General features: G+C 64.7%; 32 protein-coding genes. 18 read left to right on the plus strand and 14 right to left on the minus strand.

Annotated features, from left to right (window positions below; translation table 11 throughout):
* Positions 1-68: 68 nt before the first annotated feature.
* The 4 genes from ACMZ6R_RS15000 to ACMZ6R_RS15015 form a co-directional block, all read right to left on the minus strand.
* Complete coding sequence (locus tag ACMZ6R_RS15000) at positions 69-812, minus strand: methyltransferase domain-containing protein (protein WP_416112882.1); 744 nt, start codon at positions 810-812, stop codon at positions 69-71.
* 197 nt (positions 813-1,009) lie between these two features.
* The gene (locus ACMZ6R_RS15005; protein ID WP_416112884.1) at positions 1,010-1,576 is read right to left on the minus strand and encodes a macro domain-containing protein; all 567 of its coding nucleotides are present in this window, start codon (positions 1,574-1,576) and stop codon (positions 1,010-1,012) included.
* Positions 1,577-1,610: 34 nt separating this feature from the next.
* Positions 1,611-2,873 (minus strand): M16 family metallopeptidase, encoded by a 1,263-nt coding sequence (locus ACMZ6R_RS15010; RefSeq protein ID WP_416112886.1) that lies wholly within the window; start codon positions 2,871-2,873, stop codon positions 1,611-1,613.
* 9 nt (positions 2,874-2,882) lie between these two features.
* A complete protein-coding gene (locus ACMZ6R_RS15015) occupies positions 2,883-3,941 on the minus strand; it encodes a sigma 54-interacting transcriptional regulator (RefSeq protein ID WP_416112888.1) in 1,059 nt (352 codons plus the stop codon).
* 167 nt (positions 3,942-4,108) lie between these two features.
* Here ACMZ6R_RS15015 and pspA point away from each other — a divergent pair, with 167 nt between their 5' ends.
* The 5 genes from pspA (at position 4,109) to pspC (ending at position 6,734) form a co-directional block, all read left to right on the plus strand.
* Positions 4,109-4,789: a phage shock protein PspA gene (gene pspA / locus ACMZ6R_RS15020; RefSeq protein WP_416112890.1), complete on the plus strand. Its 681-nt coding sequence runs from the start codon at positions 4,109-4,111 to the stop codon at positions 4,787-4,789.
* Between the two features lie 496 nt (positions 4,790-5,285).
* On the plus strand, positions 5,286-5,540 hold the full coding sequence (locus ACMZ6R_RS15025) for a hypothetical protein (RefSeq protein ID WP_416112892.1): 255 nt from the start codon (positions 5,286-5,288) through the stop codon (positions 5,538-5,540).
* On the plus strand, positions 5,537-5,968 hold the full coding sequence (locus ACMZ6R_RS15030; protein ID WP_416112894.1) for a PspC domain-containing protein: 432 nt from the start codon (positions 5,537-5,539) through the stop codon (positions 5,966-5,968). The genes ACMZ6R_RS15025 and ACMZ6R_RS15030 overlap by 4 nt, the downstream gene beginning before the upstream one ends.
* A 134-nt stretch (positions 5,969-6,102) precedes the next feature.
* On the plus strand, positions 6,103-6,351 hold the full coding sequence (locus ACMZ6R_RS15035; RefSeq protein WP_005996342.1) for a hypothetical protein: 249 nt from the start codon (positions 6,103-6,105) through the stop codon (positions 6,349-6,351).
* On the plus strand, positions 6,348-6,734 hold the full coding sequence (gene pspC, locus ACMZ6R_RS15040; protein WP_005996340.1) for an envelope stress response membrane protein PspC: 387 nt from the start codon (positions 6,348-6,350) through the stop codon (positions 6,732-6,734). Before ACMZ6R_RS15035 ends, pspC begins: the two co-directional genes overlap by 4 nt.
* 213 nt (positions 6,735-6,947) lie before the next feature.
* Here the strand turns inward: pspC and ACMZ6R_RS15045 are convergent, their stop codons facing one another.
* The 3 genes from ACMZ6R_RS15045 to ACMZ6R_RS15055 all read right to left on the minus strand — a co-directional run bounded on the left by ACMZ6R_RS15045 (position 6,948) and on the right by ACMZ6R_RS15055 (position 9,596).
* The gene (locus tag ACMZ6R_RS15045; RefSeq protein WP_416112896.1) at positions 6,948-7,601 is read right to left on the minus strand and encodes a flavodoxin family protein; all 654 of its coding nucleotides are present in this window, start codon (positions 7,599-7,601) and stop codon (positions 6,948-6,950) included.
* Positions 7,602-7,878: 277 nt separating this feature from the next.
* Positions 7,879-8,514 (minus strand): dTMP kinase, encoded by a 636-nt coding sequence (tmk, locus tag ACMZ6R_RS15050; RefSeq protein ID WP_416112898.1) that lies wholly within the window; start codon positions 8,512-8,514, stop codon positions 7,879-7,881.
* Positions 8,490-9,596: a 3'-5' exoribonuclease YhaM family protein gene (locus ACMZ6R_RS15055; protein ID WP_416112938.1), complete on the minus strand. Its 1,107-nt coding sequence runs from the start codon at positions 9,594-9,596 to the stop codon at positions 8,490-8,492. The genes tmk and ACMZ6R_RS15055 overlap by 25 nt, the downstream gene beginning before the upstream one ends.
* A gap of 37 nt (positions 9,597-9,633) precedes the next feature.
* Here ACMZ6R_RS15055 and surE point away from each other — a divergent pair, with 37 nt between their 5' ends.
* From surE to ACMZ6R_RS15070, 3 genes are all read left to right on the plus strand, one after another.
* Positions 9,634-10,410, plus strand: a complete 777-nt coding sequence (surE, locus tag ACMZ6R_RS15060; protein ID WP_416112900.1) for a 5'/3'-nucleotidase SurE — start codon at positions 9,634-9,636, stop codon at positions 10,408-10,410.
* A 173-nt stretch (positions 10,411-10,583) separates the two neighbouring features.
* On the plus strand, positions 10,584-11,549 hold the full coding sequence (locus ACMZ6R_RS15065; RefSeq protein ID WP_416112940.1) for a diguanylate cyclase: 966 nt from the start codon (positions 10,584-10,586) through the stop codon (positions 11,547-11,549).
* Between the two features lie 374 nt (positions 11,550-11,923).
* A complete protein-coding gene (locus ACMZ6R_RS15070; protein WP_416112902.1) occupies positions 11,924-12,421 on the plus strand; it encodes a hypothetical protein in 498 nt (165 codons plus the stop codon).
* Between the two features lie 50 nt (positions 12,422-12,471).
* On the opposite strand, the gene motA is transcribed toward ACMZ6R_RS15070, so the two are convergent.
* The 5 genes from motA to ACMZ6R_RS15095 form a co-directional block, all read right to left on the minus strand.
* On the minus strand, positions 12,472-13,338 hold the full coding sequence (gene motA / locus ACMZ6R_RS15075; RefSeq protein ID WP_416112904.1) for a flagellar motor stator protein MotA: 867 nt from the start codon (positions 13,336-13,338) through the stop codon (positions 12,472-12,474).
* Positions 13,339-13,362: 24 nt separating this feature from the next.
* Positions 13,363-14,409: a flagellar motor protein MotB gene (locus ACMZ6R_RS15080; protein ID WP_416112906.1), complete on the minus strand. Its 1,047-nt coding sequence runs from the start codon at positions 14,407-14,409 to the stop codon at positions 13,363-13,365.
* Positions 14,410-14,594: 185 nt separating this feature from the next.
* Positions 14,595-14,873 (minus strand): 50S ribosomal protein L27, encoded by a 279-nt coding sequence (gene rpmA, locus ACMZ6R_RS15085; protein WP_416112908.1) that lies wholly within the window; start codon positions 14,871-14,873, stop codon positions 14,595-14,597.
* Positions 14,874-14,898: 25 nt separating this feature from the next.
* Positions 14,899-15,207, minus strand: a complete 309-nt coding sequence (gene rplU, locus ACMZ6R_RS15090; RefSeq protein ID WP_416112910.1) for a 50S ribosomal protein L21 — start codon at positions 15,205-15,207, stop codon at positions 14,899-14,901.
* 34 nt (positions 15,208-15,241) lie between these two features.
* Positions 15,242-16,144 (minus strand): PHP domain-containing protein, encoded by a 903-nt coding sequence (locus tag ACMZ6R_RS15095; protein ID WP_416112912.1) that lies wholly within the window; start codon positions 16,142-16,144, stop codon positions 15,242-15,244.
* Between the two features lie 100 nt (positions 16,145-16,244).
* On the opposite strand from ACMZ6R_RS15095, the gene ACMZ6R_RS15100 reads away from it, so the two are divergent.
* The 3 genes from ACMZ6R_RS15100 to ACMZ6R_RS15110 are packed head-to-tail and all read left to right on the plus strand — an operon-like array spanning position 16,245 to position 18,312.
* A complete protein-coding gene (locus tag ACMZ6R_RS15100) occupies positions 16,245-16,448 on the plus strand; it encodes a Trm112 family protein (RefSeq protein ID WP_416112914.1) in 204 nt (67 codons plus the stop codon).
* A gap of 43 nt (positions 16,449-16,491) precedes the next feature.
* Complete coding sequence (locus ACMZ6R_RS15105; RefSeq protein ID WP_416112916.1) at positions 16,492-16,920, plus strand: Hsp20/alpha crystallin family protein; 429 nt, start codon at positions 16,492-16,494, stop codon at positions 16,918-16,920.
* A 51-nt stretch (positions 16,921-16,971) separates the two neighbouring features.
* Positions 16,972-18,312: a trypsin-like peptidase domain-containing protein gene (locus ACMZ6R_RS15110; RefSeq protein WP_416112918.1), complete on the plus strand. Its 1,341-nt coding sequence runs from the start codon at positions 16,972-16,974 to the stop codon at positions 18,310-18,312.
* A gap of 207 nt (positions 18,313-18,519) precedes the next feature.
* On the opposite strand, the gene ACMZ6R_RS15115 is transcribed toward ACMZ6R_RS15110, so the two are convergent.
* Positions 18,520-19,464 (minus strand): glycosyltransferase family 2 protein, encoded by a 945-nt coding sequence (locus tag ACMZ6R_RS15115; RefSeq protein ID WP_416112920.1) that lies wholly within the window; start codon positions 19,462-19,464, stop codon positions 18,520-18,522.
* A 389-nt stretch (positions 19,465-19,853) separates the two neighbouring features.
* Between ACMZ6R_RS15115 and ACMZ6R_RS15120 the strand changes: the two genes are divergently transcribed.
* From ACMZ6R_RS15120 to ACMZ6R_RS15140, 5 genes are all read left to right on the plus strand, one after another.
* Positions 19,854-20,042 carry a ferredoxin gene (locus ACMZ6R_RS15120; protein WP_416112922.1) on the plus strand — a complete coding sequence of 63 codons (189 nt, stop codon included), beginning with the start codon at positions 19,854-19,856 and terminating at the stop codon, positions 20,040-20,042.
* A gap of 131 nt (positions 20,043-20,173) precedes the next feature.
* Positions 20,174-21,022 carry a YkgJ family cysteine cluster protein gene (locus ACMZ6R_RS15125; protein WP_416112924.1) on the plus strand — a complete coding sequence of 283 codons (849 nt, stop codon included), beginning with the start codon at positions 20,174-20,176 and terminating at the stop codon, positions 21,020-21,022.
* The gene (locus ACMZ6R_RS15130) at positions 21,023-21,382 is read left to right on the plus strand and encodes a hypothetical protein (RefSeq protein WP_416112926.1); all 360 of its coding nucleotides are present in this window, start codon (positions 21,023-21,025) and stop codon (positions 21,380-21,382) included.
* Between the two features lie 20 nt (positions 21,383-21,402).
* Positions 21,403-22,032 (plus strand): tetratricopeptide repeat protein, encoded by a 630-nt coding sequence (locus ACMZ6R_RS15135; protein ID WP_416112928.1) that lies wholly within the window; start codon positions 21,403-21,405, stop codon positions 22,030-22,032.
* Positions 22,033-22,330: 298 nt separating this feature from the next.
* Entirely contained in the window at positions 22,331-23,032 is a 702-nt protein-coding gene (locus tag ACMZ6R_RS15140) for a DVU0298 family protein (protein WP_416112930.1), read from the plus strand.
* Between the two features lie 36 nt (positions 23,033-23,068).
* Here ACMZ6R_RS15140 and ACMZ6R_RS15145 read toward each other — a convergent pair whose 3' ends face one another.
* Complete coding sequence (locus ACMZ6R_RS15145; protein WP_416112932.1) at positions 23,069-24,232, minus strand: sugar transporter; 1,164 nt, start codon at positions 24,230-24,232, stop codon at positions 23,069-23,071.
* A gap of 871 nt (positions 24,233-25,103) precedes the next feature.
* Between ACMZ6R_RS15145 and ACMZ6R_RS15150 the strand changes: the two genes are divergently transcribed.
* Positions 25,104-25,448 (plus strand): DVU0772 family protein, encoded by a 345-nt coding sequence (locus ACMZ6R_RS15150; RefSeq protein WP_416112934.1) that lies wholly within the window; start codon positions 25,104-25,106, stop codon positions 25,446-25,448.
* A gap of 119 nt (positions 25,449-25,567) precedes the next feature.
* Complete coding sequence (locus tag ACMZ6R_RS15155) at positions 25,568-26,329, plus strand: metallophosphoesterase family protein (RefSeq protein ID WP_416112936.1); 762 nt, start codon at positions 25,568-25,570, stop codon at positions 26,327-26,329.
* Positions 26,330-26,504: the final 175 nt, after the last annotated feature.

The raw sequence follows: 26,504 nt of genomic DNA on the forward strand, positions 1-26,504 counted from the left end.
CCCCCGGACCCCCACCCTCCCCAAAAACTTTCAAAGGGGGTTGTTATGACTAAATAAATATATAAAAATCAATGTGTTGCGGTGAAAAAGAATCGGGGAAAACGGAAAATGACCTGCGCGTTTTCCTGGAGCGGGTATTGCGCGCGCACCTTGGCCAGGACCGCCTGTTCGAAGTCCTGTTTCCTCTCGTCGGGGAGGGCCGCGAGGTAGGGGCGAAGGCCCGTGCCCCGGTACCAGTCGAGGATGGCCTCGTGGGACGGCATGACGTGATAGTAGGTCGTCTCCCACATGGTGAAGGATGCGGCGAGCTTCGCCAGCAGGTCGAAATAACAGCCCTGGGTGAGGGTGTGGAAAACGCGGGGATTGGGGAAGGCGTCCTTCCAGGCGTCGCCGGTGACGAGTTCCCCGATGATTTTGTGGATGGGCTCGTGCTGGTTCATGGGAATCTGCACCGCGAGCACGCCGCCGGGCGCAAGCAGGCCCATCATGTTTTTAAGCAGCGCCTTGTGGTCCGGGACCCACTGGATGCAGGCGTTGGAGAAGACGACGTCGTAGCCGCCCTCCAGGCTCTCCAGCTCCTTGCCCGTGTCGCACAATTTGAAATCGATCCCAGGATACGCGTCCCTGGCGCTTTCGATCATTTCGGGCGAGCTGTCGATGCCGAGCACCCGGGCCCGGGGAAAGCGTCTGGCCAACACCTCACTGCTGTTGCCCGGCCCGCAGCCCACATCAAGTGCCCGTCTGGCCTCTTCCTTTTCGATTCTCCCGGCCAGATCGATGGACGGTTGGGTCCTTTCGCCTTCAAATTTCAAATATTGTCCCGAATCCCATTTCACCCTTGTACTCCTGCCTGCCTTTCACGGGCCATCGTGGGGCCGGAATTTGGCTGGCGGCTTGCCGCGCCGGATGGGGGGACCGGGGGGCGCGCCCGCCCCCCCGGTGGGGAGGTCCGGGAGGGACAACGCCCCTCCCGGCCGCCGGAGGCACCCACACGTACACACATACTTTCCTAACGCGTAATTTCTCCAAATAAGGCATCCGCGGCCAAGCGCCAGAGGTCGAAGGCATGTTTTCCGTGCAGATAGACGCGAACTTCCCGGATCGAGCCGGCCGTGAGCGCTTCGGCCATGGCTTTCAAGGCGATGGGCGCGGCCTTTTCCACGGGAAAGCCGTAGACGCCGGTGGAGACGGCCGGAAAGGAGATGCTGGACAGGCTGTTTTCCACGGCGCGGGCCAGGGATTGGGTGTAGGCGGAACGCAGTTTTTCGGGTTCGCCGGAGTTTCCACCGTGCCAGATGGGGCCGACGGTGTGGATGATGTGGCGTGCGGGCAGGTCGAAACCGGGGGTGATGACGGCCCCGCCGGCGGGCAGGCGGCCGATTTCGGCGATGATGGCGCGGCAGGCTGCCGGGAGCATTGGCCCGGCGGCCCGGTGGATGGCCCCGTCCACACCGCCGCCGCCGGCCAGGGCGGAGTTGGCGGCGTTGACGATGGCGTCCGCGTCGTCCCGCGTGATGTCGCCTTCGATGAGAAGCAGGGTCCCCTTGCCGACGGTGTAGCGAGCTTGATCAGACATGGCGTTGGCCTCCTTATGGGCGGCCGCACCCGCGTCAATCGGGGATTGCGGCAGCCGGTCCGAGGATGCAAAGGCCCGCGTTCGCGTCGGTGAAGGCGGCGCGGGCGATGCCGGCCAGATCGGCCAGCGTGACCGTGTCCAGGGCGGCGGCGGTCTCGGTAAGCGGGATGTGGCGGCCAAAAAGCAGGGTGTTTCGGGCCAGGCGCATCATGCGGTTTTCCGTGGATTCCGCCCCCAGGTAGAGCAGTCCCTTGAGGTGTTCGCGGGTGTGCTCCAACTCTTCCCTGGTTACCGCGCCGTCGGCCACGGCGGCAAGCTCGGCGCGCACCACGTCGACGAGTTCCTTGGTGCGTTCCGGTTCCACGGCGGCCTGGATTTCGAAAATGCCGGTTTCGGCCAGGGCGTTGATGCTGGCGTAGATGGAGTAGGCCAGTCCCCGGCGTTCCCGGACTTCCTGGAACAGGCGCGAGGACATGTTGCCGCCGAGCAGCGTGGCCAGGATGGTGTGGCCGAAGCGTTCCGAGCTTGTGTTGCCGACCGACGGGTAGGCCAGGATGACGTGATTTTGTTCGCTTTCCCGGCGCACGGCCAGTCGCGGCGGGGTGTACGTCCCCACGCCGCCCGGGGCCGGGGCGGAAACGGTCGGCAGACGGCCGAAGGTGGCCTCGGTCATGGCGACCAGGGCGTCGTGGTCCACCGAGCCGGCCGCGACAATGGCGATGGCGTCGGGGCGGTAGCGGGCCTTGCGCCAGGCGGCCAAGGCTTTGGGCGTCGCCGCCATGACGGAATCCGGCGTGCCGGTGATGGGGTGGGCGATGGCCGGGTTGGCCCAGGCGGCGGCCCAGAAATCCTCGTGCACCTTGTCTTCGGGCGTTTCCTCCACCATGGAGATTTCCTGGACGATCACGCCTTTTTCCCGGGCCAGTTCCTCGGGGTCCAGGGCCGGGTTGAGGACGATGTCGGAAAGCACGGCAAAGGCCCGCTCCATGTGGGCGTCCATGACGCGGATGTGGAAGCAGGTGACCTCGCGGGAGGTGAAGGCGTTGGCAAGGCCCCCCAGGATGTCGAGCTCCTTGGCGATGGCCAGGGCGTCGCGGGTGGCGGTTCCCTTGAAGGCCATGTGTTCCCACAGGTGGGCCATGCCTTCCTGGCCGGGGGCCTCGTGGCGGGAGCCGGCTTCGATCCACACGCCAAGGCTGGCGGTTTTGACCAGGGGCATTCCTTCGGTGGCCACGCGCACGCCGTTTGGCAACCGGACGGCGCGACACGAAATGTCGGATGGGGCTTGATGCGGCATCGGCTGGGGCTACGGGGCTTTGCGCCCGGCGTCAAGCGCCTGGGCATACTTGCGATAAAGCCCCCGGAACTGGTCGTAGGTGAGCTCCAGCGAGTCGGCCGCCCGGCGCTGGTTGCCGCCCGCGCGCGCCAGCGCCCGGCGCAGCAGGTCTGTTTCGAAGGCGGCGATGGCCTGAGCCCAGGAGGGGCTTTGCCCCTCCTGGACCTCCCCAGCAGGGCTCCGCCCCTGCACCCCGCCGGGGGGAATAATTCCCCCCGGGCCCCCTTTAATGGGGGATGGTGTGGTTCTGCCTTCCTGAGTGAACGGATCGATGGTCACATGGTCTATGCATGGTCCGGCGGCCTCGAACACGGCCCGCTCCACAGTGTTTTTGAGCTCCCGGATGTTGCCGGGCCAGTCGTGGGCGGCCAGCGCGGCCAGGGCGGCTGAGGTGAAGCGGGGCGGCTCGGGCCGGCCGAGTTCGGCGGCGAAGCGGGCGGCGAAGCGTTCGGCGAGATAGGCGATGTCGCCGTGGCGGCTGCGCAGGGGCGGCACGAAAAGCACGGCAAAGGCGAGGCGGTCGAGGAGATCCGGCATGAGCCGGCCGCGCCGCACCAGCTCGCGCGGATCGACATTGGTGGCGGCAACGATCCGGGCGTCCACGTTGACGGGTTCGCCGGCCCCGATGCGTTCGATGGCCCCGTATTCCACGGCCCGCAGCAGTTTTTCCTGTACGGCCCGGGGCGCGGCCTGGAGCTCGTCGAGAAAAAGTGTGCCCCGGTCGGCCATCTCGAATCGGCCGAGCCGGCGTCTGGCCGCTCCGGTGAACGCCCCGGCCTCGTGGCCGAAGAGTTCGGATTCCAGAAGCGTGCGGGGCAGCGCCGCCGGATTGACGACCACGAACGGCCCTTCCCAGCGCGGGGAGTGGAAATGGAGCCGGGCGGCGGCCAGCTCCTTGCCGCTGCCGCGCTCGCCGACGAGGACCACCGGCCGGTCGACCCGGGCCACGGCGGCCACGCGTTCCATGAAGGCCAGGAAGGCGTCGGACTGGCCCAGGGCTTCGACGAGGCCGGGGGTGTTGGCTGTCATGGTAAAATTGACCTCATATATGGCGAGATAAACCATATGTTGGTCTTTTTCGCAATGAGCATTTCTCGCCAAAGCTGTAACATATTGAAATTACAACGTGTACGCCATGGCACGGCCTTTGCCTATAAAAAAACGTCGCGCGACATTTCGCGCACCGGAGGTATGTCATGGGAATTTTCAGTCGCTTCAAGGATATCATCAATTCCAACATCAACGCCATGCTCGACAAGGCCGAAGACCCGGAAAAGCTCATCCGCCTCATGATCCAGGAAATGGAGGAAACCCTCGTCGAGCTCAAGGCCGATTGCGCCCGCACCATGGCCCAGGCCGCCAAGTCCGGCCGTGGCTTGGACGCCGTGCGGGAACGCGCCGCCCGCTGGGGAGAGAAGGCGGAGCTGGCCGTGGACAAGGGCCGCGAGGACATGGCCCGTGAGGCGCTGATGGAAAAGCGCGCCCTGGAAGGCCGGGCCGGGACCCTGGCCGAGGAGCAGGCCGCCATCGCCGGCATGGTCGACGCCTACCGCGAGGACATCGGCCGGCTCGAGGAAAAGCTCGCTTCGGCCAAGGAACGCCAGCGCACGCTGCTCCACCGCCATCTGCGGGCCACCGGCAAGAAGCGCGTGCGCGAGGACATCTCCCGGGCCGATTCCGCCGAGGCCCTGCTGCGCTTCGAGGAATTCGAAAACCGCATCGAACGCATGGAGGCCGAGGCCGAGCTGGCCGGTTCGCCCGGCGTCACCCGCCGCCCGGCCGAGGGCGAATCCCTCGAGGCCCGCTTCGACCGGCTCGCTGCCGACGAGGATGTGGAACGCGAACTGGCCCGCCTCAAGGCCCGCCGGGCCGAATAGGGAAGGGGGGAGATGGAATGCCTCCGGCGGCCGGGGGGAAACTTTTTGAAAAAAGTTTCCCCCCGGACCCCCCCTTCAAAAACTTTCAAAGGGGGTTCAGGAACGTTGGAGCGCCTTTGCCTGTATCAGGATAAGATGCCGTGGTTGCCTACGGGGCGTTCGCTATCGGAACATGTCGTGTGGTCAGGATTGCTTCCGGCTATGGGACGTGTGACCAGGGGCGGCGCGGGGTGGGGCGAGCGCGAAGGCGTATTCTTCAAATATGCGCCGCGCGCGATCGCCCCGCCCCGAGCCGGACAACCGACAGAATATGGCAACGGAATGCGCTGTCGACTGCGATAAGAAACGCCATTGCTCCGGCAACCGGGACGCCTTTGTCCCTCCCGCCTCCACCGGGGAACGTGATGTCGCCCGGACCCTCTTGACGGGGGAGAAAGGGCAGGTCAGCTTCGGATGATACAGTCGGCGGGACCTGCCGGCGCATGAAGGAGAAAATGTGTACGGGCACCATGCATTTTTTTACGGGGGCGGCCAGTTCCTCTGGCAGATCCTGCTCATCGTGGTGGTCATCGCGGCCATCGCCGCCCTGCGCCGCCGCCGCGACCGGGTGGAGCGGGCCGGACGCGATGCCGACACCGAGGCCGTGGCCCTGCTGGAAGAGGTCCGGTCCACCCTGTCGCGGCTGGAAGACCGGGTCCGCAATCTGGAGACCCTGATGGAACGGGACGCGGACAAGCGAGGCAAGTCATGAGAAACCGTGGTTGCTGTAGCGGACGGCGGGACAGCCGCCGCATCGTAAGCTCTCCCCGCCCAGGCTTCGACCGGGGCGATCGCCCCCGGCGCGACGGCCTTGTCACCGGCGGCTTCGCTTGGCTGGCCGGCTGGCTCGGGCTGCCGACCTGGGTGGTGCTGGCCTTTTTTGTGGTGCTCTTTCTCACCGTGGGCTGGCCGGCGCTGATCATCTATCTGGCCTGCGCCCTGCTCCTGCGCCCCGAACCGCAATACGCGGGCGAGCCGCGTACCATCGATGTCACCGGCGTCCGGCTGGATGCGCAGGCCCGTACCGTGCGCGACCAGGCGCAAGGCCTCGAGGCGCGCATCGGCCGCCTGGAATCCCACGTGACCTCCAAGGAATTCGACTTCGACCGCCGCCTCGGCGAGACCGGGGGGAGGAAGTAGGATGCCGGGGGAGGGGCCTTTTTGAAAAAAGGTCCCTCCCCCGGACCCCCTCCCCGAAAAACTTTCACGGGGTAGATATGGAAGAGCCGGGTTGCTTTTGCGCTTGATGTGGAAGGAAGAATAAGGAAACAACTATGATGGGACTGATTACGGCATTGGTCATGGCCGGGGCCACGGTGGTCGGGCTGGTGATCCTGGGGACCATTTTCCTGCTCGGCATCCGGCTGGTCCGCCCGGGCGCGCCCAAGCCCCGGGGCAATGACGCCGAGGAGGCGCAATTGCTCCAGGAAATCCACCGCAGTCTGTCCCGGCTGGAAGACCGCGTGGAAAACCTCGAAGCCCTGGTGCTCGATCCGGGGCGCGGCAGGGAGGACGGACAATGAGGCATTACAGCCAGTTGCGCCTAAGCCAGCTCTACCGCTCCCGCTCCGGCATGTTCCTTGGCGTGTGCAAGGGGCTGGCCCGTTTTCTGGACGTGCCGGTCTTCTGGATGCGGGTTTTCATCGTCATCCTGACCTTTTTCACGGGCGTGTGGCCCATGGTCGGGGCCTACCTGATCGCCGGTTTCGTCATCAAGCCCGAGCCCGTGCTGCCCCCGGATTCCGACGAGGAACGGGCCTTTTACGACGACTACGTCTCGTCGCGCACCCATGCCCTGGCCCGGGTCAAGCGCCGCTTCGACCGGCTGGACAAGCGCATCCGGCGTCTCGAAGACCATGTCACCTCGCGGGAATTCGACTTCGACCGCCGCCTGCGTCGATCCTGAGGGGGGGGAAAGAAAGAGATGAAAGACAGGCGAGAGGGGGACCCTTTTTGAAAAAAGGGTCCCCCTCTCGCGCTCTCCCCTCACCAAAACTTCTAACGGTGACAAGCTGTTATCGTTAAGAGTCTTTGGAAAGGGGGCCCGGGGGGAGAACCTTTCTGCAAGAAAGGTTTCCCCCCGGTTCTCTCTTTCGGAAACTCTTAAGGCGTCGAGGCCCTAGGCGGGCATGCCCTGGCTCAGGCGCAGACCCAGGGCATGGGCGCGCTTGCAGTCTTCGGGAAAGACTTCCTCGTGCCGTTTGGCCTTAGCCGTCGCGTCCCAGACCGTGGACAGGTATTTGGAATAGTCCGAAAACTGATAGGTGTCCGTGCAGCAAAACAGCTCGCAGGCCCCGAAGATGCGGGCCATCGTTCCGCGCATGCGCTCCATGGAGATGTCGTAGCCCCACTTGGGCAGCGCTTCTTCGGGGAGGTTCATCGTGTACACGAGGGCCGTCGGGATCTTGCGCGTGAAAAGTGACGCATAGCCCGGGGTGTAGGTCAGGTAGGGGAAGGCCAGGCGCTCGAAAAACGACCGCATCATGCCGGTCTCCGCGCTGAAATAGACCGGCGTGCCGAGAATGAGCGCATCGGCCTGTCCCGCCTCCTCCAGAAGCGGCGTCAGACCGTCCTTCACCGCGCAGCGGCCGTAGTTCTTGCCGCCGATCTTTTTGCACTCGAAGCAGCTGATGCAGCCCTTGTAGTTGAGCTCGTACAGGTGGACGAGCTTGGTCTGCGCGCCGCCTTCCCTGGCCCCCTCGAGGGCGTTTTCAAGCAGGGTGGCGGTGTTCCATTTCTTGCGCGGGCTGCCGTTTATGGCCAGAACGTTCATGGGAACCTCCAATGTTGTACCGGGAGATTCCCTATCCTTACGGCCCGTTTTCCCCGCGTGCAATCAGGCACTCGTTCGTGCCTTAAGCACCTTGGGGGAAGAGGAAGGAAAATGCGAGAGGGGAACCCTTTTTGAAAAAAGGGTTCCCCTCTCGCGCTCTCCCTTCCCAAAAACTTCTAACGGTGACAAGCTGTTATCGTTAAGAGTCTTTGGAAAGGGGGCCGGGGGGAGAACCTTTCTGCAAGAAAGGTTTCCCCCCGGTTCTCTCTTCAAAATCTTACGCTCCCATACGACTGGAGACGGCTTCCCAGACGGCCTTGGCCACGGTGTCGACGTCGGGGGTGGCGTCGATGACGGCGTAGCGTCTGGGGTGCAGGCTGGCCAGGGCCAGGTAGCCGTCGCGGATGCGGGTGTGGAAATCGATGTCTTCGGCCTCGAAGCGGCCTTCGGTGACGCAGTTTCCGGTCTTGAGGTTGCGGGCCAGGGCGCGGCGCAGGCCTTGTTCCGGGTCGAGGTCGAGCAGGATGGTGCGCTGGGGCCAGGCTCCGGCCACGGCGATGTCGTTGAGCTCGTGGAGCATGGCCACGTCGAGGCCCCGGCCGTAGCCCTGGTAGACCACGGTGGAGTCGGCGAAGCGGTCGCAAAGGACGATATGGCCGGCGTTTTGGGCGGGGCGGATGACCTCGGCGATGTGTTGGGCCCGGTCGGCCAGGTAGAGGAACAGTTCGGCCCGGTGGTCCAGGTTTTTGGTCTGGGTGGAGAGCAGGATGGAGCGCAGCGTTTCCCCCAGGGGACAGCCGCCGGGCTGGCGCGTGGTGACGACGCTCTTGCCGGTCGCTTCCAGGGCGGACTTCAGGAGCGCGATCTGGGTGGACTTGCCCGAGCCCTCTATGCCTTCAAAGGTAATAAACATTGGGCGTCCTTTTCCCGGGGCTTGTTGTTTTTGGCCGGGGTTTCGCGCGGCGTCCGCGGGGGGTTGTAGAGGTAGCGTTCCAGGGTGCGCACGTAGGGCGACCACTGGCCGGGCTCCTCGGTCTCGAGGGTACCAAAAATCTGGTTCATCTTGGCGTCGATATTGTCGGCGAAGTGCAGCACGAAGGCTTCGGCGGTCTTGGGACGCCGGGGCGAGCCGAATTCGTACTCGCCGTGGTGGGCCACCAGGATGTGCTTGAAGTGGAGCGCCAGTTCCGGCTCGATGCCGGACTTTTTAAGAAGCGGCTCGACCAGCTCCAGGGTGATGACGATATGCCCGAGCAGCCGGCCGGCGTCGGTGTAGTCCCGGGTCGGGCCGGAGGTGAGTTCCCAGGCCTTGCCCAGATCGTGGCACACGGCGGCGGCGAGCAGGGTGTCGCGGTCCAGGGCCGGGTAGCGGTCGCAGATGGAAAGAACCAGGTTGGCCACGGCCAGCGTGTGTTCGAGCAGCCCGCCCCGGTAGGAGTGGTGGACGCTTTTCGCGCCCGGCGCCTCGAGGATCTTGTCCCGGAATTCCGGATGGGACAGCACCTTGGCGCAGAACTTACGCCAGGGGGCGTGGGAAATTTCGGCCCGGCACAGTTCGGTCAGCTTTTCCAGCAGCCCTTCGGGCGGCTCGGCGCTCGAAGGCACGAACTGGGCCAGATCCGGCGCGTATTCCTCGGGCGCAAGCACGCGCAGCCGCTCGATATTGACCTGCGGCCGGTCGCGGTAGGCCCCGACCTGTCCCTCGACAAAGGCGAACTGGCCGGCGGCCAGGTCGGCATAGGACTGGGCGGCCGGGCTCCAGATCTTGGCTTCGATCTCTCCGGAGGCGTCTTGCAGGGTGAGCGTCCAGAAGGGGCCGTTTTTGGCCTGTCCGAGTCTGGCCGCGCCGAGGAGGAATACGTCGGCGGCGGGCTGGCCCGGGGTGAGGTCTTGTATGAACTGTGTTTTGCGGGTCACGGTGGTGTCACTGATGTTGCAGGAAAAGGAAAATTGCCCGGGGCCGGGGCGGTTGTCAATCCCGGCCGCCTTGGGCATAGTGCCCCGGCCGGGGGGACGCCTCGGAGGAGACGACATGCGCATCCTGTTGACAAACGACGACGGCATCCAGGCCGTGGGCATCCGCGACCTCTACAAGGGCCTCGTGGCCGCCGGCCATGAGGTCACGGTCGTCGCGCCCATATCCGAACAGTCGGCGGTGGGACATGCCATCACCATCGCCATGCCGCTTCGGGTCAAGGAATTTTCGGAAAACGGCTTCAAGGGCCTGGGCGTTTCCGGCACGCCGGCCGACTGCGTCAAGCTGGCGCTGACCACGCTGTGCCCGTCCCCGCCCGATCTGGTCGTTTCCGGCATCAACGCCGGAGCCAACGTCGGGGTGGACATCATCTATTCCGGCACGGTCTCGGCCGCCACCGAGGGAGCGCTCATGGGCTATCCGGCCCTGGCCGTGTCCCATGACGACTACGCCCCGGGGGATCTGACCGGCCAGGGCCGCTACGTGGCCGAGTTTTTGGCCAGCCGCCCCTGGGAGGTCGCGCCGCCGCGTTGCGTGCTCAACCTCAATTTCCCGTCCTGTCCCGTGGACGAGGTCAAGGGAATCCGGCTGTGCCCGCCGACGTCCGCCGTCTACAACGACTGGTACGTCACCCGCCAGGACCCCCGCGGCCGCAACTATTACTGGCTGACCGGCGTCATTCCCCCCGAAGCCCTGGCCTCGGATACCGACCGGGCCATTCTCACGGAAGGCTATATCACCCTGACGCCGTTGCGTTTCGACTTCACGGACCGGGACACCATGGAGCGGCTGGCCGGCCGCCTGGGCGCCGCGCCGGGAGGTTCGGCCGGCTGATGGTTGCTTTTTTCCCCTGTTGGGGCATGATGCAAATCGTGACAGGTACTGTGTTCGGCCTGCCGGACCACGTTATGACGTTCGCGCCGCTTCAGGCGACGGGCGTCGTCCCGGCATAGCAGCGCGGCATGCGTCGCGTCGTTTTGGGCCAGGCAACACGCACCGGGATCGGCATGAACATCCTGATCGTGGACGACTCCGACTCTTCCCGCCTGCTGCTGTCCACCATTCTCAAGGGGGCCGGCTACGTCGAGCCGTTATGCGCCGGCTCGGCCGGCGAGGCCTTGGCCCTGCTCGACGAGCGGTGCCGCAAATACGATGCTCCGGACGTGGATCTCGTGCTTATGGACGTGGTCATGCCGGACATGGACGGCATCGACGCCACCCGGCTGATCAAGGCCGATCCGCGCCTGCGCGATATTCCCGTCATCATCGTCACGGTCAAGGACGAGGCCGGCAGCCTGGAGCGCGCCTTCGAGGCCGGGGCCATGGATTTTCTGGCCAAGCCCGTCAACAGCATGGAACTGCGGGCGCGGGTCCGTTCGGCCTTGCGGCTCAAGGAAGAGATGGACCAGCGCAAGGCCCGCGAGCGCGAGCTCGAGGCGCTCACCCGCAAGTTCGAGCAGCTCTCCAACCAGGATGGGCTGACCGGCGTGCCCAACCGGCGCTGCTTCGAGGACGTCTTCCACAAGGAATGGCTGCGCGCGCGGCGTGAAGGCATGCCGCTTTCGGCGCTCATGATCGATATCGACTTCTTCAAGAACTACAACGACACCTATGGCCATCTGCAAGGCGACCTGTGCCTGCGGCAAGTGGCCGAGGCCATCGAGGCGGCGCTCAAGCGTCCCGGTGATTTCGTGGCCCGCTACGGCGGCGAGGAGTTCGTGGCCTTGCTGCCCGGCACCGATCTGGCCGGAGCCCTGTCCATCGCCGGGCTGATCCGGGCCCACGTGCGCGCGGCGGCCATCGAGCACGCCAGTTCCCCGGCGGCGGACACCATCACCGTCAGCATCGGTATTTCGGGCATCGTCCCCAACATGGACACCGAGCCCGAGGCCCTGCTCGCCGCCTCGGATGCGGCCCTCTACCAAGCCAAAAGCGGCGGCCGCAACCGCGTCGAAGTGCGCCCCCTGGCGTAACGCGGCGGCGAAGAGGAAAGGCCTCCGGCGGCCAGGGGGAAACTTTTTGAAAAAAGTTTCCCCCTGGACCCCTTTCAAAAACTTTCAACGGGATGAATGTTAAATTACGACGAGTTGTCGTAATTCGATATTTTCCGTCTGGAAGGGTTTGCGTTTCCATCCCCTTGAAAGAAAATGGACTGTGGGAGCAAGACCAGCCAGTATCCCACTGGGCAGCGGATTGTTTCCCGGTATGATCCGGGCGACCTGGGCCGGGGGGAGAGGGAGCGGACGCGAAGGCGTATTCTTCAAATATGCGCCGCGCGCGGCCGCTCCCTCTCCCTCCGGCCGTCAACCGACCCATAGGAAACATCACCGGAATGACGGGGAATCGCATGAAACGGATGCCGATGCTGCCTGTCCTGCTGCTGCCTGCCCTGCTGCTGACGGTCTTGGCCGTGGCGGGCTGTTTTGCGCCCAAGGCCCAGGAGGCGGCCCGCAACTGGCGGCCGCTCGGGGTCGGCGGGCTGACCCTCGGGGAGCTTCTCGCCGTTTCGCCCTGCGTGAAAAACGTCATATGGGAGACGTTCGCGGGCGACCCCGGTCAGACCGTGGTCCGGGCCTCGGTGGAATACGATCCGGCCCAGGCGGCAACGGGCTGCCCGAAGCGCGCAAAGGACGATGCCCTGGCCACACGGCTTTTTCTGATCCTCGATCTGGCCGTGACCGCCAAGAGCGGCGACGTGGCCTTTCTGGCGGCCAAGGCCCAGGCCTACAACGCAGCCGGCTATTTCGAGGAATACTGGCTCGATATCGGCGTGCTGGCCGACATCACGGCCAAGGCCTTTCCCATCCCCTGCGCCGATATCGTCCTGCCGTCCTATTTGCGCTGACAATCCGGCGGTCCCCGCCGGGCCTCCCGCAACGGCCGACGCCTGCTCGCCTACTTGCCCTTGCTGATCTTGATGGCCTCTTCCAGCTCTTCGAAGGTGGGGCGCTTGTTGATGGGGATGGCCCGGCGTCCGGCTTCCAGGGCCACGGGCGGCGGGTTGCCGCCCACGAAGGCCGTCAGCGACGCCTTGGCCGTCAGCAGAATGGCCTCGGTTTCCTTGGCCCGGTGCTCGATGTTGGTGGCGATGGGCGCAACGAAGCCGTAGGCCATGAGCACGCCGAGAAACGTGCCGACCAGCGCCGCGCCGATGCTGTGGCCGAGCACTTCGGCCGGTTCGTTGATCTTGCCCATGGTCAAAACGACGCCGAGCACGCAGGCCACGATGCCGAGGCCCGGCAGGGCGTCGGCGGTCTTGGAAATGGCATGGGCCGGGACAAGGGCCTCGTGCACCGTGGCCTCGATGTCCGCGTCCATGATGCTCTCGAATTCGTGGGCCTCGATGTTGACCGTGGAGAATATCCGCATGGTGTCGCAGATAAACGTCAGCACTTCGTGGTTTTTCTTGTTCTTGGCGAAGTTGCTGAAAATCGGGCTTTCCGCCGGCCGCTCCACGTCTTTTTCGATGGCCACCAGGCCTTCGCGGCGGATCTTCATGTACAGCCCGGACAGGGTGATGAGAAGCTCCAGGTAGTAGGGTTTGCTGGTGGTCATGCCGCCGAAAATGGACAGTGCGCCCTTGAAGGTGGCCCCGAGCACGTCTTTGGGGGCGCTTAGGACCAGCTGTCCCAGCGCGCCGCCGCCGATCATGAGCATCTCCGGCGGGGCGGCCGAAAGGAGCAGGTCGAAATTGCCTTTTTCCATGATGAAACCGGCCAGGATGCAGCCGATGACGATGAGGATGCCGATGATTGCGAACATAGCTTCGCCCTGGAGTCGCCGGGCCTAGAACTGGCTCTCGGTCGACCGGTCGTAAAGGTTGTCGATCTGCTGCTCCAGGACCTGTCCCACGTCCGGCGTCTTGGGCGTGACCACAGCCTTGCTTTTTTCCGTGCCGCCGGTGCCGCTGACGCCGCCGGTGCCGCTGACGCCGCCGGTGCCGCCGGCCGCCTTCTCGCCGGGTTTGGGCTCCCGGTAGAGCAGGAGGCTTATGCGACGGTTTTTCGGATCGTACAGGTTGCCGGGCACATACGGCTTGGTATCGGCATACCCGGTGACCGCGGCCACCTGGTCGGGGGAAAGCCCCTGCTGGATCATCAGCCGCCTGGCCGAAAGCGCCCGGCCGGCGGAAAGATCCCAGTTGGTGTAGGTGCCTGAATAACGGTAGGCGTCGGTGTGGCCCTCGATGGCCACCTTGATGCCTTCCTTTTTGATGACGTCGGTGACGGCGGCCAGGATGCGTTGGGCGTCGGGCAGAAGCGTCACGCCGCCGAGATCGAAAAGCGGTCGTTCGGCCTTGTCCATGATCTCGATGCGGACCCTGTCCTTGTCCTGGGTGACGGACACCTGGCTGGCCAGTTCCGGAACGGCTTTTTCCAAAGCCTGTTCGATCTGTCCTTCCAGGGCCTTGGCCGCGGCCTCGGCCTTGGCCGCCTCGGCCCGTCCCTTGGCGTCGAGGTGTTTGCCGCCGTCGAGGTCGCCGGTATCCTGGCCTTTGCCGCCGGAAGGAGCCTTGCCATTCCGGTCGATGGCCACGTCCGGTCGCTCGTCCTGGCTGCCGACAATGGCGCCCGGCGGGCCGAGGCCCCCGGAATCGAGCAGTTGGGCCGAGGGACCTGGATTCTGGAACAGGCTGAAGTCGTTGAAATAGGAGGCGAGCTGTTCCTTTTTGTCCTGGGGCACCATGTTGAGAAGCCACATCAGCAGGAAAAAGGCCATCATGGCCGTGACCAGGTCGGCATAGGCGACCTTCCACGAGCCGCCATGGGCGCCAGCCGAGATCTTCTTTACCCGCTTGATGATGATATTGGCTTTGTGCCCCTGTTCCGCCATGGGTCCTCCATCCTTGCCTATCGGCCGAACCGGCCGATCCGTTTAGGGGCCGGATGGTCGTCTGCAGAAGTACGCATCCCCGGTGCAAAGGGCAACCGCCCGGCCGGGCAAGAGGAGCCCAACGCGAAAAGGGCGAGGGGAACTCCCCCCCGCCCGCGAAAAAAAGGCGTAAAAGACGCGAAAGGCTATTGGGTCGTGTCGGAAGCCGGAACGACCAGCACCCGGGTCTTGACCTGCCTGTTGCGCAGATACTTCTCGAATTTCACCACGCCGTTGACCAGCGCGAACAGGGTGTAGTCGCGGCCCATGCCCACGCCCTCGCCGGGGTGGAACTTGGTGCCGAGCTGACGCACCAGGATGTTGCCGGCGACGACCTGCTGGCCGCCGAAGCGCTTGACGCCGCGCCGCTGCCCGGCGCTGTCGCGGCCGTTTCTGGAACTGCCGCCCGCTTTTTTATGTGCCATGTCGGGGCTCCTTGAAAACTGCGGCCTAAGCCTGGATGGACTGCACCGTAAGCTTGGTGTAGCCCTGGCGATGGCCCTGCTTTTTATGGGAATCCTGCCGGCGGCGTTTGTGGAAGACCGTGATCTTCTTGCCTTTGACGTGCCCGGCCACCTCGCAGGTCACGGCCGCGCCGGGAACATAGGGCGCGCCTACCTTGACCTCGGGGCCGCCAACCAGCAGCACCTTGTCCAGAACGTATTGGGAGCCGGCTTCGGTCGGAAGCAGGTCCACGGTGATGGTGGCCCCTTCCTGGACCTTGTATTGCTTGCCGCCAGCCATAACGATTGCGTACATATAGGTTTGACCTCCGATAGGGAAGAGGCGCTTTTTACATTGCCCCGGGCGGTTGGTCAAGCCCTTTTTCGCCGCCCGGGATCAGCCCGGCGTTGCGCTTGGCCTGCCTTGCCCGCAGCAGATCGAGGACGGAGATGTCCACCCGCAGATTGCCCCGGCCGCGTCCGAGCTCGATTTCCGGCTTGGCGTCGCCGTGAAAATCCGATCCCCCCGAGACGCCGAGCCCCAGCTTGCGGGCCAGGGCCAGGTATTCAAGGGTCTGGGCCTGGGAGTGCTCGGGGTAGAAGGCCTCGATGGCGTCGAGCCCGGCGTCGCGGTAGCGCCCGACCGTTTCGGCCAGCCCCGGACCGTTCAGTCCCAGGATGTAGGGATGGGCCAGGACGGCCAGCCCGCCTTCGTCGTGGATGAGCGCGGCGGCCTGGGAAAAGGGCAGCTTGTCCTTGGGCACGTAGGCCCGGCCGTACGCCCCGAGGTAGCGGGTAAAGGCCTCCTTGAAGCTCGTCACCGCGCCCATGGACACGAGCACCTGGGCGATGTGCGGCCGGCCGACCGCCCCCCTGGCCAGCGCCGTGACCGTGTCGTATTCTATGGGAATGCCGCATTCGCGCAGCTTGTCGAGGATGCGTCGGTTGCGGTCGTGGCGGCGGTTGCGCAGATAAGCCAGAGCCTCGGCCAGAGGACCGGGCGCGTCGGGCAGGAAAAGGCCCACCAGATGCACCGATCTGTCCCCGTCGGCCACGGACAGTTCGACCCCGGACACCACGTCCACGCCGCATGTCCGGCCGGCGGCCCGGGCTTCGGCCAGGCCGGCCAGGGTGTCGTGGTCGGTCAGGGCCACGGCGGCCAGGCCCTTTTTCGCGGCCAGGGCTATCAGTTCTCCCGGGGGGAGGGTGCCGTCCGAGGCCGTGGAATGCGTGTGCAGGTCAATGAGCGCCATGGAACAAGCATAGCCCGGTGTGGCGGTATTGTGAACCTCCGTTGCGCCCGGCCCCCGATTTGGCTATCACTGGCCCACACTCTCGCAAAGGAGACCTCTTGTGACCATAAATCCCGATCTGCTCACCATTCTGGCCTGCCCCAAGTGCAAGGGCGGGCTCACGGTCCTCGGCGACGGCGAAGGCCTGGCCTGCAAACCGTGCGGCGTGGTCTACCCGGTGCGCGACGACATCCCCATCATGCTCGTCGAGGAAGCCGTGCCCCAGGCCGACTGGGACGCCGGCAAACGTTCGGTCAAGGATTGACGCACAGCCCGGGGACCTTTTCCCCGGCCTTTTGGAGCCGCGTATGGCCAAGCTGCAGTGGAGCTCGTGGATGGCCCTGTCCGAAATACGGGCGGAGGCCGAGGGCATGGTCCTGGAACCGGCCGGTACGAAAGACGCCGCCTATGCCTGGCAGCCCGTGGCCGACGTGGTGGAAACGGCCGAGGATTTCCGCGTCGTGCTGGAATTGCCCGGCGTGTCCCGCGAGGACGTTTCCGTGGAGGCCCGGGGCCGGTTTCTGGTGGTCGAGGGTCGGCGTGCCTTTGCCAAGGAAACCGAGGGCGGCGTGTACCAGGTCCTCGAGCGGTCTTACGGCCCCTTTTGCCGCCGGTTCGCCCTGCCCAAGGGCGTGTCCCGGGTGGAGATCGCGGCCGTGATGAAGGACGGGGTGCTGGTGGTGCTCGTGCCCAAGGTCCGGCCCGAACTCCTGCGCCGCCGCATTCCCATCAGCTGACGGTCCGCCGTTTTTTCCCTTTTCCCGTATTTTCCCGCTCGGAGGCTTTTCGTGCGACGTCTTTTCCCGTTTTCTCTGTGCGTCCTGGCCCTTCTGTGCGCCGCCCCGCCGGCCCTGGCCGGGCGCGAAGCCCGGGTGACGCCCGTGGTCACGGCCGTTCGCGCCGTGGCCCCGGCCGTGGTCAACATCACCTCGGCCCGCACCGTGGAGCGGCGCGGCCCGGCCATGGGACCCTTTTTCAACGACGAATTCTTCCGCCAGTTTTTTGGCCCGGGATTGAACGGTCCCCGGCACGAAACCCAGGAAAGCCTGGGCTCGGGCGTGATCATCGACGGGGCCAAGGGGCTCGTGTTGACCAATGCCCACGTCATCGCCGGCGGCGCGTCCATCAAGGCCCGGCTCCTCGACGGCCGGGTGCTCGACGCCACGCTGGTCGGCTCGGACCCGGATTTCGACGTGGCCGTGCTGCGCCTCAAAACCGGCGGCAAACCCCTGCCCCAGGCGACCATGGGCGATTCCTCCGACATCATGATCGGCGAGACGGCCATCGCCATCGGCAATCCCTTCGGCTACACCAACACCGTGACCACGGGCGTGATCTCGGCCGTGGGGCGCTCGCTCAAACATGAGGGCGGGGCCTACGCCAACCTCATCCAGACCGACGCGGCCATCAATCCCGGCAACAGCGGCGGCCCGCTGGTCAATCTCGCCGGCGAGGTCATCGGTATCAACATGGCCATCCAGGCCGGGGCCGAGGGCATCGGCTTCGCCATCCCCATCAACAAGGCCCGCCGGGTGGTGGAACAAATCGTCGGCGGCCACGGCGTGACGCCGGCCTGGCTCGGCGTCTCCGGCCAGGACGTGGACGCGCGTCTGGCCCGCTATTTCGGCCTGGACCGGCCGCGCGGCATGCTGGTGACCGAGGTGACGGCGGGTTCGGCGGCGGCCAAGGCCGGGCTGCGTCGCGGCGACCTCATCACCGCCGTCGGCGGCACGGACATCGACGACAAGGACCAGTACCTGGGCATCCTGCGCACCTCGCCCGTGGGCGACGCGCTCACCCTGACGGTGCGGCGCGGCGAGAAGGATACGCGCCTTTCCGCCGTGCCCACGGCCTTTACGGACAAGGAAGCCGAGGCCGTGGCCGGGGAGCGCTGGGGAGTCACCGTGTCCGTCGGCAAGGGCGTGACCGTGACCGGTGTGGCGTCCGGATCGCCGGCGGCCAAACTGGGCCTGCGCCCGGGGGACGTGCTGGTGCAGATCGGCGGGGAAAAACTCGCCGGACAAAAGGAATTCACCCGGGCCGTGTACCTGTCGCGCATGAACCGGCAGGTCATCATGCTGATCGGCCGCGACGGCCGCGGCTACTACGCCCGCATGGGCGTTGTATAGAGGGGGGATGATGCGAGAGGGGAACCCTTTTTGAAAAAAGGGTTCCCCCTCTCGCGCTCTCCCCTCCCAAAAACTTTCAACGATTACAGGCAGTGTAACGCTATCACGCTGTAACCGTGAGGAGTCTTTGGAAAGGGGGTCCGGGGGGAGAACCTTTCTGCAAGAAAGGTTTCCCCCCGGCTCATTTTCCAAAAACGCTTTCTCTCCTCATCCTCCCGCCCGCAGCAGCTTGAGGTCGCCGCCGCCGGTGGGGGCGTGGCAACGCCGTGTGGTCACCGGCATCTCGGTTATTCCCTGCATGTAGCGCCAGACCTCGTCGAGGGGCACGTGGGAGCGCAGGTAGTCCTCGCACCTGGAGAAGCTGTAGTGGTGGGCCAGGCTCCTGCCGAGCACCGCGACCTTCTGCTTGCCGGCGGCCAGGGCCGCGTTGATGGCCATCTCGTCGCTGGTCGGCTGGCCGGCCACCCGCGCGGTGGAAAAGGGCAGCACCTTGCGCATGAGCCGCGCGTCGAAGATCACGCAGTTGATGGTCAGGTAGCTGACATAGCCGTACTTGGCCGGCGCATCGCGCAGGTACACCTGGGCCATGTTCTCGTGGAGCAGCTTTTCCCATATCCAGCGGTGGTAGACCCAGTTCTCCTCGATGGGCTGCCCGCCGTACATGTGGCGCTCGGACGGGTAGGACACGCGCAGGAAACGGTTGAGCACGTGGCGGCCGGGCGGGCTTATGGGCACCAGCGGCATGACCACCGGCACGTCGGGGCGCTCGGCGTGGTCGATGTAGCCGTCGATAAGATGTTCGAGCCAGTGCGGGGTGACGAAAAGGTCCTCGTCGATCTTGATGATGACGTCGTCGATGTGGGCGGCGAGGATTTCGTTTTCGGCGGCCAGCACGGCCGGGACCAGGCCGCGCGGTCCGCGCTCGACCAGGGTGGCGTTGGCGTGGCGGCCGACGAAGCGTCGGGCCACGGCCGTGTGCTCGGGGGAAAGCGCGTTGCCGATCACGTAGATGTGTTTGAAGCGGTCGAGGCTGGTGAAGCGTTCCAGGCAACGGATGCAGACGAGAAAGCAGTCGAGCCTGTGCGAGGTGAGCAGCACCAGAACCGGAGAGATATCGCCGCGTCGCGGCTGTAAGTAGGTGAGCTTGCCCATGGCCTTCCCTGGCTTTCAGGCATCCCTGCGTGAAAAAGTTTATAGTTAGGCTTCATCCTTCCTTTCGGCCATGTCCACCAGGAACTTTAGAGCTTTATTTTAAAAAAATATCATTTCTTTAAGGGGGATGGAGAAGACGCATGAAAGTGTGGCCGGTTACATGCCCCCCCCCACGGTTCGGTCGATCCCGGTAAAAAATCAAGAAAAAAAGTTGTCCCCGTCCCCGGGGCGCTACGCCGCGTCGCTTGCGGCCCGGCTCCCTTGACACGAAATCATGCCGGGGCTACTCCTGCGTAAACTTTTCCGGATCTTTCGGGCGTGCACGTGTAAGCTGCCGCCATTCCTTGGAAAAAATACGTTTATTGTGCTCTGTTGCCCGGAGGTTGTTCATGGGATACAAAGTCATTGTCGATACGAAGAAGTGTATTGGCGACGGTGAATGCGTGGATGTCTGCCCGGTCGAGGTCTATGAGTTGCGCGACGGCAAGGCCGTGGCCGTGAACATGGAAGAGTGCCTGGGCTGTGAATCCTGTGTCGAGGTTTGCGACCAGGACGCCATCGTCGTCGAGGAAGAGTAGATCGCCAAGTAACCGGCAACGGGAGTGGCCGACCGCCGTCCGCTCCCGTTACCGTCTCCGGCCCGGGCCGTTTGACCCTCGCGGAGCCGCGTGATGGGCGCACGGCCCGGGACGTTCGTGGAGCCCAAGCCATGCCCCTGGATTTTTCCCCAGCCTTTGCCCGTTACGAAGCCATTGCCGCCGAGGCCGACGCCGTTTTCGCCAAGGTGGCCAACGCCTGCCCCGGTATGGTCTCCTGCGGCGAGGGATGCAGCGATTGCTGCCATGCCCTGTTCGACCTGACCTTTATCGAGGCCCTCCACCTCAACCATAAATTCAACGAGGCCTTCCCCCCCGGGCCGGCGCGCGACGCCATCCTGGAGCGGGCCAACACGGCCGACCGCGAGCACTACAAGCTCAAGCGCAAGGCGTTTCGGGCCGGCGAGCAGGGCGTACCGACCCGCGAGATCCTGGCCGATCTGGCCCGGGAGCGCATCCGCTGCCCGCTTCTCGGCGACGACGACCGCTGCATCCTGTATCATTCCCGCCCCATCACCTGCCGGCTGTACGGCGTGCCCCTCGAGATCGGCGGCGAAGCCCACATTTGCGGCAAGGCCGGATTCGAGCAGGGCGGTCGCTACCCCACGGTCAAGATCGAGAAGCTCCAGGACAGGCTCATGCTGTTGTCCCAGGACGTGGTGGCCTCGCTGCCGACCAAGCTGCCGCTGATGGGCGACATGCTGGTGCCGGTGTCGCTGGCGCTTATCACCGAATACGACGAGGAATATCTCGGCATCGTGACCGAGGATGACTTGGTGCAGATGCCGCCGGCCCCGCCGGCCGCGGCCCAGGCGCCCCAGGCGGCGTCCCAGGCCAATGGCGCGAACTGCGGCTCGTGCGGCGAGGCCCCCGGGTCTTCGGCCTGCGCCTCCTGCGGGGGCTCGACCACCTGGGTGATTCCAGGCCCCGACGCCGATGCCGATACGGACGGGGAAAAGTAGATGGCTCTTTCGCCCGAGGATCTGGCGGCGGCCAAGCGCGCCATGTACGAAAAGCTGAGCCCCCGTCGCCGCCGCTTCATCGACAAGATCGGCTACGATGCCTGGGACCCCTTCCAGGAGCCCAACGATCCCCTGGACATACGCGAGGACGCCTCGCGTCGCACCAGCCAGCAATTGGTCAACGAATTTCTGGCCGCCCACAAGGGCGCGTCGGGCGAATTCGCCAAGGGCGCCTGGGAAGTGTGCATGGGGGTCATGAACGGCTCGGAAAAGCACCAGGGCATGTACGCCTTTTGCAAATGGTACAAGGAACTGTTGGCCAGGGAAGGCGTCGACGCCGAACTTGGCCCGACCAAATAGAACCGAGGTAAGGAACGCGCATGGAATACACCGCCCAGACTCCCGACGAATTCATCGACGAAATCAAAAAGCGCCTGTCGCAAAACCCCGGCTGCGGCGTGTCCCATTACAACCTGGGCACGGCCTACGTGGCCAAGGGGCGGCTGATCGAGGCCGAGGCGGAATTCCACCAGGCCGTGGAATGCTCGCCGGGCCTGGCCGAGGGCTTTGTCCAGCTGGGCGGCCTGGCCATGAACAAGGGCGACCTCGACGGTTGCCTGGAGTGGAACGAGAAGGCCTGCCGGGCCCGGCCCCTTTTCGCCGTGCCCTACGGCAACATCGGCTTCGTGCATTTGCAGCGCGGCGAAGTGGACAAGGCCGAAAAGGCCCTGCGCCGCGCCATCAAGATCGACTCCAAGTACGTCCAGGCCATGGCCACCCTCGGCAGCGCGCTGTTCATGAAGGGCGATCTCGAAAGCGCGGAGTTCCACAGCACCAAGGCCCTGGAGATCGAACCCATGTTCGGCCCGGCCTTAAACAACCTGGCTCTTATCGCCATGGAACGCGGCGAGTTCGCCAAGGCCAAGGACTTCGTGGAACGCGCCCGCACCACCGGCTACGAACCCCACCCCGACATGGTCCGCGAGATCGAAGCCGCTTTGGCCAAGTAGGGGGAAAGATATGATATCCGGGGGGAAACTTTTCTGAAGAAAAGTTTCCCCCCGGACCCCCTTTTAAAAGACTTTCAAAGGGGGAGAAATGGGGCTTATAATCTTTTCTTTCTTTGAACGAAGGGAAAAAGCTCACCCTCTTATATGTGTCGGTTACGGTAAGACTCCGATTGAGGATGATGCCTAACATAGTTGAAAACTTTAGGAAGGGGAGAGCGCGAGAGGGGAGAACCCTTTCTTGAAAGGGTTTCCCCTCTCGCACTGTTTCTCTCTTTTTTCCCTTCCTTAAGGACACTCCATGTCATCGCGTAGGGAACTCATAGCGCGGGTGCGGCAGGCGATTTTGGGCGGCCGGGAAGCCGGGTTGGCGGAACTGGCGGGTATCGCGGCCAAGACGCGTCTGGGGACGCTCTTTTCGCTGCTGCTCGATACGGACGCCCTTGTGCGCTGGCGTGCCGTTACCGCCTTTGGCGCGGCCATGGCGGACATTGCCGCCGTCCGTCTGGAGGACGCCCGCGACGTCTGGCGCAACCTCATGTGGCGCGTCAACGAGGAGTCCGGCAACATCGGCTGGGGCATTCCGGAATGCATGGGCGAGACGCTGGCCGTCTGCCCGGCTTTGGCCGCCGACTACCACCGGGTGCTCGTCTCCTATGTCCAGGACATGGAGGGCGACTGCACGTTCATCGACCATGCGCCGCTGCGGCGTGGGGCCTGGTGGGCCGTGGCCCGGCTGGCCGAGGCCGCACCCGAGCTGGCCGCCCATGGCCTGAAAGAAATCACGGCCGCGCTTGGCGACTGCGACCCGGCCGCCCGGGGCCTGGCCTGTCTGGCGCTTGCCCGCATCAAGCCCGATCCTTCGCGCACGCTGCTTGCCGCGCTTTCGGCTCTGGAGCAGGACACGGCCGCGTTCGAACTGTACGACGGCTGGCAGCTTGCCGAAACCACCGTGGCCGCCCAGGCCGGGGCCGCCCTGGCCGCGCTGCGTCGCTGCGGCTAGCCTGGAAGATCGGGAAACACGCCCGCGCCGGCGCAATCAGCCGACGCGCCGCAGATAATACAGGCACCAGAGGCTGGCGGCCACGGCGATGGCCCCGGCCACATTGTCCACGGTCTCAAGACCCATGTGGACGGTGACCAGTCCCCCCACCAACGCTCCCGATCCGATGCCGATATTGTAGATGCCGGAATAGATGGACATGGCGATGTCCGTCGCGTCCGGGGCCACCTTCACCACATTGTACTGCAAGACCAGATTGACGGCGGACATGGCCATGCCCCAGACCGCGCACACCGTCAGCAGCGCGGGCAGGCTCCCCATGACGGGGCGCAGGAGCAGCAGGCACACGGCCGTCAGGCACACCGGCACGGTAAAGGTGGCCAAGGGGTGCTTCGGGTTACAGCGGATGAACAGATAACACCCCGCGATGCCGGCCAGGCCGAACACGAGCAGCACCAGCGTGGCGAAGTCCTCGCTGCCCCGGGCCACCCGGGTGATGAACGGCTCGATATACGTATAGCCCGTGAAATGGCCGGTGATCAGCACCACAGTCAAGATATACAGGCCGACCAGGGCCGGACGTTTGAAAAGGCTCGGCAGGCTTTTGAAATTCCCGGCGTGCCGGCTTGGCATCACGGGGAGTTGGCGCATGAGCGCCGCCATGGCGAGCAACGCCATGGCGCCGATGCAGACGAACGTCATGCGCCAGCCCAGATGCAGGCCGATCACCCGCCCGAGCGGCAGGCCCATCACCAGGGCCACGGCCGATCCCATGGACAGGATGCCGAGCGCCCGGGACCCGTAATTTTTCGGCGCCACACGGATGCCCATCGGGATGACGATGGACCAGAACACGGCATGGGCGCAGGCCACGCCGATGCGCGAGAGCAGCAGGACGTAATAGTTGCCGGCCAGACCGGAAACGACATGGCTGGCGATGAAGACCAGGAACACGTTGCGCAGCAGTCCGCGCCGCTCCATGTTGGCGCAAAAAAGCATGAGCGGCAGGGAAAGGAGGGCAACCATCCAGGCGTAGATGGTGATGAGCTGTCCGGCCTTGGCCGTGGTCACGTCCAGGGACTGCGCGATGTCGCCCAGCAACGATATGGGCGCGAACTCCGTCGTATTGAAGACAAAGGTGGCGAACGCCAAAAGGATGACCGGGAGCCAGTCCCGGCGTTGCGGCTCGTCTGCGGCCATTTTTCCACCTCTGCCGCGCCGGCTGCCGGACGGGCACAGGGGTTTCGGGGCGCTTTCGTTTCAAGAGGGCGGAGAATTCGCCCGAGCGGCCCCGGAGCCCAGGGTTCCTACGCGCGGCCTGCCCCGTCGTCCAGCCCGGGACTGTCCCTGGCGGCCTGTAACCACCGTCTTGCCGCGCCCCTTTCTTTTTGGTGAAGAGGCCTCCGGCGGCCAGGGGAAACTTTTTGAAAAAAGTTTCCCCCTGGACCCCCTTCAAAAACTTTCAACGGGGATGAATTTTAAATGTAAGACCAATTGTGTTGATGAAATGTAATTATATTAACGTAATAGAATCGGAATCTTGGGAGGGAGCGGAATAGGTCCCGAAAGGGTGACGCGCGCTTCAACCGACCAGGAATTGTCTGTATCGTATGGATCGCTTGGCCGTCTGTCCGAGCCGGCCCGGCGACAGAGCCCGGAATGCTTACGCGTATGGGCCGTGTGATCTGGTCGCCTTGAGGGGGCGTGGCGGCGAAGGCGTATTCTTCAAATATGCGCCGCACGTCGCCACGCCCCCTCAAGGCGACCAACAGCCAGCCGCCAGCAGCCGACCAAACGCCGGCCAATGGAACAACGCAGACGGCATCCCGCGTTGGCTGTGCCAGGGGACGCCCTTGCGCGGCCATCCAGGGAAGGGCAAGCGGGTCCCTTGTCATTTCCCCGCAAATTTATCCTGTTTCTCCAATATTACGGTTGGATAGCGTCATTTCCTCGGAAGAAGGGAGGAAAAGCGCATTTTTTTCTTGACCGAAGGATAAAAAGGATTATTTTTGTCTCATATCGAAATCGCATCTGTTCCCGGTTGACCGCAACCGCACTGAGGAGGAATGCCATGCAGACCCAGACCGATCTGTCCAATCTGGTCATCGATTGGAATATGACCCCGGAAGACGCTGTGACCCTGTATTTGGAATGGGGCAACAACTCCTGGTACGCCGAACATAAGCCGGTCACGGGAAAGCACGACTTCTCCACCTATTTTGTGGTCAACACCTGGTCCGGCAAGCCCGAACTGAGCCTTGTGCGGCGCAATTCCGAGGATTGCGTGGAACTGGCCACCTTCGATCTCCCCGAGGATCTGGCCCGGGATTTCATGGAGGAGCAGGGCGGCAACAAGGGCGTGTACGCGCCGAATGAAGTCATCAAGGAGTGGCTGCAACGCACCCACTTCAATTAGAATTTCGGTCGATATTTCCGCAAACCTTCTCCGAAACCCCCGCACCATACCCCTCACGCCCTGACGCGACCCCGGGAGGATAGGCCCCGAGGTCGCGTCCTTCTTTGTGCCGGCGGGACTTGCCCGGTCCGGGCGAAGCTGCCACACTGTCCTCCATGCTCCTGGCCATCGTCTCCGATATCCACGCCAATCTGGAAGCCTTCGAGGCGGTGTTGGTCGATATCGACCGGCATGCCCCGAAGGCCATCGTGAGCCTCGGCGACAATATCGGCTACGGGCCCGACCCGGTCGAAGTGCTGCGGCTGCTCGCCCGACGCGGCATCCCGAGCGTTCGCGGCAACCACGAATGGGCCGTGGCCGATCCGTCCCGGGAACGCCTGTTCAACCCCCAGGCCCTGGAAGCGCTCGTGCGCACCCGGGAGTTGCTGCCGCCGGAGCTTGTCGCGCGCATCGCCGAGCTGCCCACCTCGCTTGCCCTGTACGGCTGCCGTTTCGTCCACGGCCTGCCGCCGAACGACACCACGACGTACCTGTTCGAGGCCGGCGACACGACCCTGCGTCGGGCCTTCGCCCGAACGCCCGAACGCGTCTCCTTCGTCGGGCATACCCACATGCTGGAGGCGGCAAGCCTGACCGGGCGCGACGTTTTCCGCTACGAACTGTCCCTTGGCGACAACCCGCTGGCGCTCTCCCAGGGCCATATCGTCAATGTCGGCGCGGTGGGTCAGCCTCGCGACGGCGACAACCGGGCCAAATACGGCCTCTACGACGATGCCTCCGGCATGCTGACCATTCGGGCCGTGCCCTACGATATCGAGGCCGTGGCGCAAAAGATTATCGCCCGGGGCCTGCCCCGCCGCTACGCCGATCGGCTGCGGTGACGCAGATGCCTCCGGCGGCCAGGAGGGGCGCCGCCCCTCCTGGACCACCCCGCCGGGAGGCCGAGGGCCCCCCGGTCCCCCCTTCCTGCCGGGCGAGTTTTTTCCTGGCGGGTCGCCAGGAAAAACCTCGCCCGGCAATAAAGGGAAAACGGGAGGAACCACATGTACCCTGGGG

Origin of the sequence: Solidesulfovibrio sp. C21, from assembly GCF_047785625.1 — a bacterium.
Taxonomy (GTDB): Bacteria; Desulfobacterota; Desulfovibrionia; order Desulfovibrionales; family Desulfovibrionaceae; genus Solidesulfovibrio.